This is a genomic window from Hymenobacter sp. NBH84 (assembly GCF_014217645.1).
GTDB lineage: Bacteria > Bacteroidota > Bacteroidia > Cytophagales > Hymenobacteraceae > Hymenobacter > Hymenobacter profundi.
In genome coordinates this window covers 1,853,555-1,866,330 of record NZ_CP043644.1, presented here as the reverse complement: position 1 = coordinate 1,866,330, position 12,776 = coordinate 1,853,555, and the positions used below count along the sequence as shown (strand labels likewise).

The following is a 12,776-nucleotide window of genomic DNA, read 5'->3' as shown; positions in this document are numbered from 1 at the left end:
TAGCCGAGGAGTTCAGCCCCAGGGCGTAAAAACTTACACCACCACGTTCACCATACGACCGGGTACGACAATCACCTTCTTGGCAGCTTTGCCATCGCCGAAACGGGCGAGAAAATCAGAGCCGAGCACGGCGTCCTCAATCTCCTTGGCCGTGGCCGTAGCCGGGAATTGCAGTTGCTCGCGCACCTTGCCGTTGATAGCTACTGGGTAATTCACCGAGTCTTCTACCAGGTATTCTTCCTTGAACTCGGGGAAGCTGGCGTAGCTCACACTGCCCGCCTCGTGGCCCAGCTCCTGCCACAGCTCCTCGGCCAAGTGAGGTGCGTAGGGCGACACAATGAGCAGTAGTGGCTCCAGCACGGCGCGCTTGTGGCAGCGCAGGGCCGTCAGCTCGTTCACGCAAATCATAAACGTGCTGACCGACGTGTTGAAGGAGAACTTCTCAATGTCTTCCTCAGCTTTGCGAATGGCCTTGTGCAAGGCCTTCAACTCCTGCGGGGTAGGCGCCTCGTCCGTCACAGCCAGAGTACCATCCTCGGGGTGGAACAGACGCCACAGCTTCTTCAAAAAGCCCGAAACGCCGCTCATACCGCTGGTATTCCACGGCTTGAACTGCTCTAACGGGCCGAGGAACATCTCGTAGAGGCGCAGGGCGTCGGCGCCAAACTTGCCGATGAGGTCGTCGGGGTTAACCACGTTGTGCTTCGACTTCGACATTTTCTCTACCTCCGCGCCGCAGACGTAGGTGCCGTTATCTTCGAGGATAAACTCAGCGTTAGCGTACTCCTCGCGCCAGTTCTTGAAGGCTTCGATGTCGAGTATGTCATTGTCGACAAAGTTGACGTCGACGTGCAAGGCGGTAGTATCGTGTTCTTTACGCTTATCAGAAGTGACAAACGTATTAGTGCCATTAATACGATATACAAAGTTTGACCGCCCCAAAATCATCCCCTGGTTGATCAGCTTTTGGAACGGTTCACCAGCCGAAACCAAACCCAAATCCTTCAGGAATAGATACCAGAAACGGGAGTAGAGCAAGTGGCCAGTGGCGTGTTCGGCGCCGCCCATGTAGAGGTCCACGTTGTGCCAGTAGGCCTCAGCCTCTTTGCCCACAAAGCGGCCGTCGTTGGTGGGGTCCATGTAGCGGAGGTAGTACCACGAGGAGCCGGCCCAGCCGGGCATGGTGCTGAGCTCGTACTCATACTTGCCCTCGTATTTCCAGTCTTTGGCGCGGCCCAGGGGCGGCTCGCCGGTTTCGGTGGGCTTGTACTCGTCGATTTCGGGCAATACCAAGGGAAGCTCCGACTCGGGCAGGGGGTAGGCGGTGCCGTCCTTATAGTAAATCGGAATGGGCTCGCCCCAGTAGCGCTGCCGACCGAAAATAGCGTCGCGGATGCGGTAGTTTACCTTGCCTTTGCCCAGGTTCTTTTCTTCGAGCGCAGCAATGAGCTTGGTGGTCGCATCCTTATACGTGAGGCCGTTGATCAGCTCGGAGTTGATGTAGTGGCCTTCCTTGGTGTTATCAGCTTCTTCGTCAATCTGTTGCGTATCAAGCACCGGCACGATGGGCAAGTTGAAGTGCTTAGCGAAGAGGTAGTCGCGCTGGTCGCCGCTGGGCACGGCCATCACGGCACCGGTGCCGTAGCCCGCCAGCACGTAGTCGGCCAGCCAGATGGGCACCTGCTCGCCGCTGATAGGGTTGAGGCAGTAGCTGCCCGTAAACACACCCGAAACCGTCTTCACGTCGGCCATCCGGTCGCGCTCCGAGCGGCGCTTGGCCGCATCGATGTAGTCCTGCACCGCTTGCTGCTGCTCGGGGGTAGTCAGCTGGGCTACCAGCTCGTGCTCAGGTGCTAACACTAGGAACGTCACGCCGTAGATAGTGTCCACGCGGGTCGTGTACACCTTAATAACCTGATCCTGCGCTTCGGCTAGCGGAAACGCTACCTCGGCCCCAATGGAGCGGCCAATCCAGTTGCGCTGCATTTCCTTCACGGCCTCGGGCCAGTCGATGGTGTCGAGGCCCTGGAGCAGGCGGTCGGCGTAGGCGGTGATGCGCAGGTTCCACTGCGGCATCAGGCGACGTTCCACGGGGAACCCTCCGCGTTCCGAGAGGCCGTCTTTCACCTCATCGTTGCTGAGCACCGTGCCCAATTGGGGGCACCAGTTTACGTAGGTATCTGACTGATAGGCCAAACGGTAGGGTAGGAGCGCAGCCATGCGCTCCGGCTCCGACTTTGCCTGCCACTGCGCAGCCGTGAAGCGCGGGCGTTCCTCATCGTCGCCGGCAGCCTGAATGCCAGTGGTGCCGTTCTGCTCAAACTGCGCAATCAGCGTATCCACCGATTCGGCGCGGTCGGCCGCGAGGTTGTACCAGTTATTGAACAGCTGAATGAAAATCCACTGCGTCCACTTGTAGTAGCTGGGGTCAGAGGTGCGTACCTCACGCGTCCAGTCGTAGCTGAAACCCAGAGAGTTGAGTTGCCGAATATAGGTCTCGATGTTCTTCTCCGTGGTTAGGGCCGGGTGTTGGCCCGTTTGGATGGCGTATTGCTCGGCGGGTAGGCCAAAGGAGTCGAAACCCATGGGGTGCAGTACGTTGAAACCCTGCAACCGCTTGTAGCGCGACACGATATCGGAGGCAATGTAGCCCAGCGGGTGCCCCACATGCAGCCCCGCCCCCGAGGGGTAGGGAAACATGTCCAGTACGTAATAATGCGGCTTATCTGATTGATTTTCAGCCTTGAACGTGTGGTGGTTGTGCCAGAAATTCTGCCACTTCTTTTCGATATCCTGCGGATGATAACCGGGCATGGTAGGTTGGGTTGCTGCTAAGTACTGAAGGGCGAAATTACGGAATTTGGCTGTAGGGGCGCGTGCGACGCGCCCTACACCGTGCGCCCGTCCCAGGTGCCCTCGCTGCTCAGCACCCGAAACCGCGCAAACAGCTCCTCGCCGTACCACTGCTCCTGGCGCGTCCGCCGAATCACCTCCTTGTGTGTGGCGTCGCGGTAGGCGTACTGCTGCATTGCCCTGGCCGATTCCCACATGCTGAATGTGGCCTGCCGCACAATGGGCAGTTCGCCCAACCCAATAGATGCCACCACGCCGGGCGCATGGGCCACGGCCGCGCTGGTAGGGGCCACGTAGCGCCAGAAGCGCGGCGTTTTGCGCAGGCGAATGGAGGCCCGCGTGAGCACCGCCACAGGTCCGTCCAAATCAGGCATTTCGGTGGTGGCTACGTCAAATGGCTGTACGCCGTCCCACAGGCCGTGGGCTTTCAGCGGTTGCAGGCGGGCAGTCCATATTTCGGTGCTACGCTCCTGATAGGCCTTCCACTGCGGGTGGGTAGCAAAAAAAGCCTCAGCCGCCTCGGCTGATTCCCACGCAGCCATCAGTACGTAACGTTGCAGATTGGGCCAGACTCCAAAGCCGCCATCGGCGCCCGTGCCGGCGAGCTTGAAAAAGCGCAGGCCGACCGCACGTTTTAGAGGCGCCTGCGCGGTGCCCATCTGGGCCAGACCCCAACGCGCCGTGCCGGGTTGTAGGGTGATGACGGAAAAGGTAGTGAGGGACAAGGAAGAAGGTGTCTGAACCACGGATTCGCTCGGATTAAACGAATGACGCGGATTTTGTGGATGATTTATACGCGATGAAGCATAACTTCCTGACGATTCCAGTAGAACAGAACGGATCTACAAAATCCGTGTAATCTGCTTAATCCGAGCGAATCCGTAGTTCAGATTTCTCGCTGCGCTCGGAATGACAAACCAACAAAAAAGGCCGGAATTGCTTCCGGCCTTTCAGCAAAAGTCAGCAACGCTAGACTATTTCACATCTACCTTGGCGTGCTCGTTCACGTCATCAGAGTCGTTTTTCTTGCCGGCTACTACGGCTCGTGCGTAGGCGTAGGCGCGGGAAAGCAGGCCGCTAGGCGTATCCCAGTACTCGCCTTTGTCCACGTCTACTTTCAGAATCATGATGTTGGGGTCGTTCTTGCCTTCTGGGAACCAAGCCTTTAGATCTTCCGACCATAGCTCGTCGATTTTGGCTTGGTCGCGGTAGGCGTTGGCACGGCCCGAGACGGATACGTATACGTCGCTGCTTGGGTCGGCGTAGCTCAGGTTTACGTGGCTGTCTTTTTTTACCTCGTATACCTTGGCGTCGTCTTTATCGGTGAAGAAATACAAGGAGCCGTCGTCCCCAGGCTTGAGGGTGCCCATGGGGCGGCTACGCAACGACTGGTCGTCTTCGGCAGTCGTTGTGAGCATGGCAATTTTTACGTCTTTGATTTTATCGAATAGCTTCTGAACGTCGTGCAGAACGTGCGTTTCGTGCGACATGGTAGGGGAGTTTAGGTGTCTTGAAAGAATGGTGCGGCACCGTAGCCAGTTGGCCGGGGCGCCCCTTCAGATACGGCCCGGCTTCGGTGCGGGTTGTGCCCGGCGCCACTGCTGCCGCTTTTGCTGTACCTTGCCCTACCCCTATGAACTTCCTGGCTCACCTCTACCTCTCCGACCCCGCCGACCCCGACCTGCTTCTCGGCAACTTCATTGCTGACTCGGTGCCCGGCCGCCAACTCGAAGCCTACCTACCCGGCGTGCAGCGCGGCATCCGCCTCCACCGCCTCATCGACACCTACACCGATCAGCACCCCGTGGTGCGCCGCACCACCGCCCGCTTGCGCGAGGCCGGCTACGGCAAGTACGCCGGCGTGGTCTCCGACGTGTTTTTCGACCATTTCCTGGCCCGAAACTTCCCAGAGTTTTCCGCCGAACCGCTGCTGGACTTCACCCAGCGCGTGTTTGCCCTGCTCCTATCCCGCCAGGCCGAAATGCCAGCCCGCGTGCAGCAATTCCTACCCTACCTCGTGCGCGACAACTGGCTCCTGCGCTACGCCGATTTTGAAGGGGTAGGGCAGTCGCTCCGGGGCCTGAGCCGCCGCGCCTCCCCCGGCTCCGGTATGGAAACCGCCGTGGCGGAGTTGCAGCGCCACTATGCAGCATATGAAGCGGATTTTCGGGAGTTCTGGCCGCAGGTGCGGGCGTATGTGGGAACTGTTAGAAGTTGAATTGATAAGCGAAATAGATGTCATCCTGAGCTTGCAAAGGACCTTCTGCCAGTTGAACGACAAGTGTACCAACGACTCGTTCAACCGCCAGAAGGTCCTTCGCAAGCTCAGGATGACACACAAAAAAACGGGGCCATATGGCCCCGTTCTCATTCTTAATCAATAGCAAAAGACTAGTGGTCGTGTCCACCGTCGCCGTGTACGTGGCCGTGGTCCATTTCCTCGGGGGTAGCGTCGCGCACGTCGGCTACGTTGCCGTCGAAGTGCATCACCATGCCGGCGAGGGGGTGGTTGAAGTCCATTTGTACTACCTCGTCGCCGATGCTTACCACTTTGCCTTGCATGTGGTTGCCTTCGTTGTCGGCCATGGGGAGGTAGTTACCTTCTTGCAGCATATCGGCGTCCACCTGGCCGTCGATTTCGAATACCTGTTTCGGAATCTCCACCACGGCCTGCTGGTCGTAGTCGCCGTAGGCTTGCTCAGGGGTGAGCGAGAAGCTGAACGAGTCGCCGGACTGCTTGCCGCTGAGCTGGTTTTCGAATTCTTCGGGTAGGCCGCTCATACCGAACAGGAACACCATCGGCGCATCCGCCTCGGCCGATTCTACTAGGCGCTTTTCGCCGTTTTCGTCGGTTACGCTCAGGTTATAGGTGATAGAAACGACTTTCTGGGGGCTGATCTGGGTCATAGCAAGTGGGGTTGGGAGAGAAGAGTTACTCCTGCTAGTTACGGAAATGACCCGAAAACGTCGGTGATTAGCAGCAAATAGGCGTGGTATAAGCCGGGAGTAAGATTTTGGCATTGGGCTAACGGCCTTACATGCCCTGCGTTAAGAAACACATTTCGCAACGGATATGGTCCTGACTTTTTGCACGGCCACACCGCTAATTCTTTCGCTTTTCCCCTCCTCACGATGAAACCTACCACACTATCGGTGCTGCTACTAAGCGGCGCTTGGTTGGCGGCATGCCAGTCCGGCACTACCACCAACGAAACCACCGCTACCACGGCCGCCGACTCTACGGCCACTGCCGCTACCCCCGCCGCCGATACCATGGGCGTGCCCGCGGGTACCATCCCCACGGTGGGCAACCCCCAGTTGCTCTTTACGCTGCCCAACGAGCACAACACGCCCGACGGCCTGGCTCTGAGCCCCAATGGGCGTACGCTGCTGTTGTCGGTGCCTAACCTAGCCAACAACAGCTACCCGGCCACTATCCTGGAAATCACCGGCAATTCCTATAAGCCCTTCGCCACCAACCTGCCCGTGGAGCCGACCACTAAAAAAGCCGCGCCAATGGACCTGGCGTACGGCCCCGATGGCAATGTGTACTACGCGGAGAATCAGTACGAAAACAGCAAAAAGTACGTGTCGCGGCTGATGCGTATCAATATGAAAAACGGGCGGCCCGGCACGATTGAAACCGCTGTCGACAGCTTCCGGCTGGCGAATGGTATAGTCTGGAAAGGCAACACGCTCTATGTAACCGACAGCCAGTGGGACATGCCCGAAAACGACAAGGGTAGTGCCGTGATGATGTTCACCCTCAATGAGTTGAAAAAAGGACTGATTCACCTCAAACCCAAAACCAAGGACCCGCACGTGCTGGCTATGTTCACGACCACCGTGAACGAAACCGGCGTCGACAACGGTGCCGACGGTATCGATTACGATAGCCAGGGCAACCTGTACACTGGCTCGTTTGGCGACGGCACGTTCTACAAGATGACGCTCAAGCCTGACGGCACGCTGGCCCAGCAGGAAGCCCTACCTCTGAAGGGTGACAAAATCACCTGCATCGACGGTTTCATTATTGACCGCAAGACGGATAAAGCCTACATCACGGGCGCCCGGCAGAACGCTATTTTTGTCATCGACCTGAAAACTAACAACGTGACCACGCTGGCCCAAAACCCCGACACCGACGGCGCCGGCGGCAAAATCGACCAGCCGGCGGAGGTGCTGCTGAAAGGCAACCGCCTGTACATCTCCAACTACGACAACCCGGTGAAGCACTTCGTAAACACCAAATCCGACGCCCCGCATACGGAAGCGTATATCGATCTGCCGTAGCTTAGTAGGAGTCGATATTGCTTGCGTCCTCTGCCCGTTAGGGTGGGGGACGTTTTTTTAAGAAAAGAAATTAGGAAATCAACGTTGCGCAACGCCGTTTCTGCGTAGACAAGCTCAACCGGAAGCAAGTCGCGTCTTCTGCCTACCCACTAAGCGGCTGCTAACGCACGCATTGCCTACTTAACCTTTTCAATACTATGGCCAAAAGCCCACCGAAGTTCGACACCCCCAATACGCCCCAACCCGCTGACCTGAGCAACGGTCAGCACATCACCACCGACGCCGGCCGCCCGGTCAGCGACATTCAGAACTCCATCACGGCGGGCCGACGCGGGCCGGTGTTGCAGGAAGATTACATTGCCTTCGAGCGCCTGGCGCACTTCAACCGCGAGCGGATTCCCGAGCGCGTGGTGCACGCCAAGGGGGTAGGGGCTTTCGGTACCTTCACCGTGACGCATGACATCACGAAGTACACCCGCGCCAAGCTGTTCAGCAAAGTGGGCAATACCTGCGAGATGCTGACGCGCTTTAGCACGGTGGCCGGCGAACGGGGCTCGGCCGATACCAACCGCGACCCACGCGGCTTTGCGCTGAAGTTCTACACGGAGGGCGGCAACTGGGACTTGGTAGGCAACAACACGCCGGTGTTTTTTGTGAAGGATGGCCTGAAGTTTCCCGACTTTATCCACTCGCAGAAGCGCGACCCACGCACCAACATGCGTAGCAAAACCATGATGTGGGACTTTTGGAGCCTGATGCCGGAAAGCCTGCATCAAGTGCTGATTCTGATGAGTGACCGGGGCACGCCCTACGGCATCCGCCACATGCACGGCTACTCGTCGCACACGTTCTCGATGTTCAATGCTGATAACGTGCGCACATGGGTGAAATTTCACTTCCTGACCCAGCAGGGCATCAAGAACTTCACCGACGCCGAAGCCATCGAAATGGCTGGCCTCGACCCCGATTTCTCGGCCAACGACCTCTCCGACGCCATCACGCAGGGTAATTTCCCGAAATGGAAGATGTTCATCCAAACCATGCCCGACGAGCAGGCCGCTACCTACAAGTGGAACTCGTTTGACGTGACCAAAGTGTGGCCCCACGCCGATTTTCCGTTGCAGGAGGTAGGGGTGATGGAGCTGAACCGCATCCCCGAGAACTATCACGCCTTTGTGGAGCAGGCCGCCTACTCACCCTCCAACGTGGTAGACGGTATCAGCTTCTCGCCGGATAAGATGCTGCAAACCCGCCTGTTGAGCTACGCCGACGCGCATCGTTACCGCGTGGGCGTGAACTACGAGTTCCTACCCGCCAACGCGCCCAAGGTAGCCAGCCACAACAACTACCACCGCGATGGGGCCATGGCTCTGGGCAACAACGGCGGCTCCGGCCCCAACTACTTCCCTAACTCCTTCAACGGCCCCACCGAGGACAAGAGCGTGCAGGAGTTTGCCTACCCGGTAGAGGCCACCGAAGTGCGTCGCTACGACCGCAACGCCCCCGGCGACGACGACCACTACACCCAGCCTGGCGACCTGTTCCGCCTGATGACGGAAAAGGCCCAGGACGACACCATCAAGAATATCGTGGCCCACATGGACGGCATCGAAGGCCCCAAGCGTAAGGAAATCATCGAGCGCCAGCTGAAACTCTGGTTCAAGGTAGACGAGAAGCTAGGCAAAGGCGTATCGGCCGGCTTGGGCGTGCAAGTGGAAGGCCACGAGCTGAACGGCCAAATGAAGCCGCTTCATGCTAAGTATGCTCCGCCGAAGCCGGTGGATAAGATGCCCCACGGGGCGGCGTAAGTACCCCACCCCCTAGCCCCCTCCCCTCCGGGAGAGGGGAACTAGCTCTAAAAAAACTAGCCTCTACCTCAATAATGAAGTAGGGGCTAGTTTTTTTTAGAGCTAAAGCTAAAAGTTAGTTCCCCCTCTCCCGGAGGGGAGGGGGCTAGGGGGTGGGGTGCCTACTGCATTTCCCACGCCGTACGGTACGCCCCAATCAGCTCCGTGTAGTCCAGAAAGGCCTTATAGAACGGATGCGACCCAAGCGTACTGGAGTCACCCACGATGAGCAGCTTCTTGCGGGCGCGGGTCATGCCCACGTTCATGCGGCGGATGTCGGAGAGGAAACCGATGTCGCCCTGGCTGTTGCTGCGCGTCATGGTGATGCAGATGATGTCGCGCTCCTGGCCTTGGAAGGAATCTACGGTGCCGATGCTGAGCAGGCGGTGCGTGAGCATCTCGGCTAGCTCAGGCAGATCTTCCACCGCGTCTTTCAGGTAGTTGATCTGGGCACGGTAGGGCGCAATCACGCCCACCGTTAGCAAGTCCTCCTGGTGTTCTTCGGGTGCGTACACGGCTAGTAGTTCCGATAAGCGCTTGAGCAACAAGTCAGCTTCTTCTGGATTCGCCACCGAGCGACTTTCGGCAATGCCTAGCTCCAGGAAGCCGAAGCCGGCCGTATCCAGAAACTCCACGGCCACGTCGGGCGCAAAGCGCAGGTCGTAGGCCGAGAGGTCGGCATGGGCTACGGTGTCGTGGGCAATCAGCTTGCCGTCGTAGAACTGCTCCGAGCTGAACTCCATAATCAGCTCGTGCATGCGGTACTGTACCGTCAGCATGCGGGCCGTATCGGGCTGGCGCTTGATGCACTTTTCGAACAGCGTTTCGCGCAGGGCGCCGGCCTTTTCGCTTTTTACGGTAGGGGGTAGTTGCTGATGGTCGCCGGCCAGCACCACGCGGTTGGCCTTGCCAATGGGAATCCAGCAGCCCGGCTCTAGCGCCTGCGCGGCCTCGTCGATAAACACCGTTTCGTAGGTGAGGTGGCGAATGGCGCGGTTGCTGGCGCCCACCAGCGTGCAGGTAATCACCTGCACCTGCTCCAGCAAATCCTCCGTGATGTAGCGCTCCAACTGGTCCGACTCCTGCAACAAATCGTGGGCTTGCTGCTTGAGCACGCGGCGCTGCTCACGCTCCTCCCAGCCAAAATGGCGCTTAAACTTGCTGGCCATTTCGCGGTACTGCTCCGCCGTCTGCCGCATCGATTTCAGCTCCGGATAGCTCTTATGCGCCATAATTTGCGCATCCAGCGTGTGCTGCAACAGCAAATCCGACACTCGCGAAGGGTTGCCCATCCGAATCACGTTCACGCCGCGCTCAGCTAGCTTTTCGGTCAGCAAGTCTACAGCCGTATTGCTGGGCGCGCACACCAGCACCCGCCGCTCGCGCCGGATGGTTTCCAGAATGGCTTGTACTAGCGTGGTGGTTTTGCCGGTGCCGGGCGGTCCGTGAATGATGGCTACATCCTGGGCCGCCAGCACGTGGCGCACGGCCGCGAGCTGGGAGTCATTCAGGGGCGAAGGGTAGTAGGGCTGCACCTCGCTATCGGGGCGGAAGCGGGCGGGGCGGGCGCCCAACAGTACGTCGCGTAGCTCGGCCAGGCGCGATTCGTAAGCGCCCATCACCTTGCCCAGCGCGTACTCCATCTCGCGGTAGCTCACCTCGTCAAAGGTGAGGTCTACGCCCAATTTGCCATCGTCCACCCAGTCGGGTAGGTCTTCCTTATTGGTGGCGAGGAGGATTTTATTGCGCTTTACGCTGGTAATGACTCCGTTGAGGGTAGGGCGGTCGGAGCCGGCGCGGTTGGGAATGTTGCCGAACAGCGCAGCATTCTTCCCCACCTGAAACAGGTGCAGGCCGTTTTGGCCCGCCGGGCGTTCCAGCTCCAGCACCAGCTTGCCGCCGAAGCCAATATCTTCCTGGGTAATCTTCACGGGGTACCACGTCAGGCCGCGCTGCTGGCGCTCGGCAATGGTGGTTTTGGCGCTTTTGATCTTGAACTGCTCCAGGTCTTCCTGCTGCTCTAGTTTCAGCAAAGCCTGGGTGTGGCGCAATTCTTTCTCGAGGGCGTAAGGGTCTGTATAAATAGGTTGTTCAGCCAACAGGGTAGGAGATTAAGTATTCCGTTGCTAACAACGAAAACGGAAAATTGGTGGCCGAAGGTCGGAATTATGCGCTGTAGTTGCAGCCAACCGTACGTAGCCTTACCGGAAGGGTAGGGCACACTACTTCTCTAACCGAATGGCTACGGTCTGGCTTTCACCCTCAGCTACAAACATGCATTCCTCAAAATCGGGAGCTTTGAAGCGGGGGCGCACGTTGTTGGAAAACGCGTACGGCTCGGTGGGAATACCCAAAAAGTTGCGGTCCATTTTGCCGTTGTCGTTCACGTCCTGCGACAAGGCAATGGCCCATTCGCCCGATTCTAGCTCTACCTGAAACTGCACGGTGTTTTGCTGCTGGGGCACTATTTTCTTATGCAAAGCAGCCTTACCCGATTTCAGGAACGACTCAGAGGAATTGTAAAAGTTGAGCGTGATAGTGGAGGTAGGTGAGACCAAGTTGGTAATGACTACCGTCACCGGCACTGTATCCTGCTGGATGGGGGCGTGCGCGGGAAAAAGCAGGCCCGTTGCTAAGCTGATTTTCAATAGTATGGATGCAGATAAGTTCATGGGCGTGTTGGTGGTGCTGACGTTGCGTTGTAGGCAATGTTCAGAAAAGGGAACCCGCGTGGGACTACGCGCCTAATTGGAGTTCAGTACTGAAAGCGTTGTGTTTCTGCATCATACGCAGCCGGCTGATACGCTGTTTTTTCAACGTAGCACAACGGCGATAAATACTCGGCAGAGTATAAACGAAATAGTGCTGTAAAATTTTGGCTGGCGTTGTCTGCGGCAAGGATGTGGGGAAGCTTATAGATGGCATAGCAAGTAATAACCTTAAGACGCTAACTACTACCTTATTAAATCAGCTGTTAAGGTTGAAATAAGGTTATGTGCGGTTGTATATAACGGTGTATCAAGATGATACGCAGCTCTTTATAGAATCAGTCTAGTTAACAAAGCTAAAATAATTGGCGTAGGCAGAGAATCCAAAATCACGCGCATGCTTGGAAACTGGTAAACATGGTAGCTTTTGCCATGCTCTTCAAAGTATGCAAGGCGGTAGGAAAACGTATAGAATACTTCCTCTTTCCGGCCTCGGCGTAGACGTGCACTCCTATCCACTCACCTAAAACCTATTGCTCTATGAGCACGAAAGTAACTCAAGAACCCGTCGGGGATGTGGCGGTGGCCCTGCCGCCACTCGAGCAAATCACCCTGACCATCAACGGCGTGACCAAGCGCCTGCAAGTTGCGCCCTGGACCTCGCTGCTCGATTTGCTGCGCGAATACCTGGACCTGACCGGCACCAAAAAAGGCTGCGACCATGGACAGTGCGGCGCCTGCACGGTGCTCGTAGATGGCACCCGCATCAACTCCTGCCTTACCCTGGCCGTGATGAAAGACGGCTCCGAAATCACGACGGTAGAGGGTCTGGCCAAGGGCGACGAGCTGCACCCCGTGCAGGAAGCCTTTATTGAGCACGACGCTTTCCAGTGTGGCTACTGCACACCAGGGCAAATCTGCTCGGCAGTGGGTCTTATCAATGAAGGCAAAGCCAAAACGGCCGATGACATCCGGGAACTGATGAGCGGTAATATCTGCCGCTGCGGCGCCTACGTGGGCATTGTAGCCGCCGTAGAAGAAGCTCTGCACAAGTGCCAACCCAACCAGTAATCCT

Annotated in this window: 10 protein-coding genes; 4 read left to right on the top strand and 6 right to left on the bottom strand. The window is 57.6% G+C overall.

Annotation, left to right across the window (positions count from 1 at the left end; translation table 11 throughout):
• Nucleotides 1-33 precede the first annotated feature (33 nt).
• The 3 genes from leuS to F1C16_RS07795 form a co-directional block, all read right to left on the bottom strand.
• Nucleotides 34-2,814 carry a leucine--tRNA ligase gene (leuS, locus tag F1C16_RS07805; RefSeq protein ID WP_185283762.1) on the bottom strand — a complete coding sequence of 927 codons (2,781 nt, stop codon included), beginning with the start codon at nucleotides 2,812-2,814 and terminating at the stop codon, nucleotides 34-36.
• A 74-nt stretch (nucleotides 2,815-2,888) separates the two neighbouring features.
• Complete coding sequence (locus tag F1C16_RS07800) at nucleotides 2,889-3,578, bottom strand: spheroidene monooxygenase (protein WP_258049067.1); 690 nt, start codon at nucleotides 3,576-3,578, stop codon at nucleotides 2,889-2,891.
• A 249-nt stretch (nucleotides 3,579-3,827) separates the two neighbouring features.
• Complete coding sequence (locus F1C16_RS07795) at nucleotides 3,828-4,343, bottom strand: pyridoxamine 5'-phosphate oxidase family protein (protein ID WP_185283761.1); 516 nt, start codon at nucleotides 4,341-4,343, stop codon at nucleotides 3,828-3,830.
• Between the two features lie 143 nt (nucleotides 4,344-4,486).
• Between F1C16_RS07795 and F1C16_RS07790 the strand changes: the two genes are divergently transcribed.
• On the top strand, nucleotides 4,487-5,071 hold the full coding sequence (locus tag F1C16_RS07790; RefSeq protein ID WP_185283760.1) for an ACP phosphodiesterase: 585 nt from the start codon (nucleotides 4,487-4,489) through the stop codon (nucleotides 5,069-5,071).
• Nucleotides 5,072-5,244: 173 nt separating this feature from the next.
• Here F1C16_RS07790 and F1C16_RS07785 read toward each other — a convergent pair whose 3' ends face one another.
• On the bottom strand, nucleotides 5,245-5,760 hold the full coding sequence (locus F1C16_RS07785) for a peptidylprolyl isomerase (protein WP_185283759.1): 516 nt from the start codon (nucleotides 5,758-5,760) through the stop codon (nucleotides 5,245-5,247).
• 225 nt (nucleotides 5,761-5,985) lie between these two features.
• Between F1C16_RS07785 and F1C16_RS07780 the strand changes: the two genes are divergently transcribed.
• Both F1C16_RS07780 and F1C16_RS07775 read left to right on the top strand, forming a co-directional pair.
• Nucleotides 5,986-7,146, top strand: a complete 1,161-nt coding sequence (locus tag F1C16_RS07780; RefSeq protein WP_185283758.1) for an SMP-30/gluconolactonase/LRE family protein — start codon at nucleotides 5,986-5,988, stop codon at nucleotides 7,144-7,146.
• A 197-nt stretch (nucleotides 7,147-7,343) separates the two neighbouring features.
• Nucleotides 7,344-8,954, top strand: coding sequence for a catalase (locus F1C16_RS07775; protein ID WP_185283757.1), 1,611 nt, complete (start codon nucleotides 7,344-7,346; stop codon nucleotides 8,952-8,954).
• 161 nt (nucleotides 8,955-9,115) lie between these two features.
• Here F1C16_RS07775 and F1C16_RS07770 read toward each other — a convergent pair whose 3' ends face one another.
• The gene (locus F1C16_RS07770; protein WP_185283756.1) at nucleotides 9,116-11,092 is read right to left on the bottom strand and encodes an AAA domain-containing protein; all 1,977 of its coding nucleotides are present in this window, start codon (nucleotides 11,090-11,092) and stop codon (nucleotides 9,116-9,118) included.
• Nucleotides 11,093-11,215: 123 nt separating this feature from the next.
• The gene (locus F1C16_RS07765) at nucleotides 11,216-11,665 is read right to left on the bottom strand and encodes a DUF2141 domain-containing protein (RefSeq protein ID WP_185283755.1); all 450 of its coding nucleotides are present in this window, start codon (nucleotides 11,663-11,665) and stop codon (nucleotides 11,216-11,218) included.
• Nucleotides 11,666-12,241: 576 nt separating this feature from the next.
• Here F1C16_RS07765 and F1C16_RS07760 point away from each other — a divergent pair.
• The gene (locus F1C16_RS07760; protein ID WP_185283754.1) at nucleotides 12,242-12,772 is read left to right on the top strand and encodes a (2Fe-2S)-binding protein; all 531 of its coding nucleotides are present in this window, start codon (nucleotides 12,242-12,244) and stop codon (nucleotides 12,770-12,772) included.
• The last annotated feature ends 4 nt before the right edge of the window (nucleotides 12,773-12,776 follow it).

Coding starts and splice junctions, on each gene's coding strand:
- F1C16_RS07785 (WP_185283759.1), bottom strand. CDS start 5,760: ATGACCCAGATCAGCCCCCAGAAAGTCGTTTCTATCACCTATAACCTG.
- F1C16_RS07765 (WP_185283755.1), bottom strand. CDS start 11,665: ATGAACTTATCTGCATCCATACTATTGAAAATCAGCTTAGCAACGGGC.
- F1C16_RS07780 (WP_185283758.1), top strand. CDS start 5,986: ATGAAACCTACCACACTATCGGTGCTGCTACTAAGCGGCGCTTGGTTG.
- F1C16_RS07775 (WP_185283757.1), top strand. CDS start 7,344: ATGGCCAAAAGCCCACCGAAGTTCGACACCCCCAATACGCCCCAACCC.
- leuS (WP_185283762.1), bottom strand. CDS start 2,814: ATGCCCGGTTATCATCCGCAGGATATCGAAAAGAAGTGGCAGAATTTC.
- F1C16_RS07795 (WP_185283761.1), bottom strand. CDS start 4,343: ATGTCGCACGAAACGCACGTTCTGCACGACGTTCAGAAGCTATTCGAT.
- F1C16_RS07790 (WP_185283760.1), top strand. CDS start 4,487: ATGAACTTCCTGGCTCACCTCTACCTCTCCGACCCCGCCGACCCCGAC.
- F1C16_RS07760 (WP_185283754.1), top strand. CDS start 12,242: ATGAGCACGAAAGTAACTCAAGAACCCGTCGGGGATGTGGCGGTGGCC.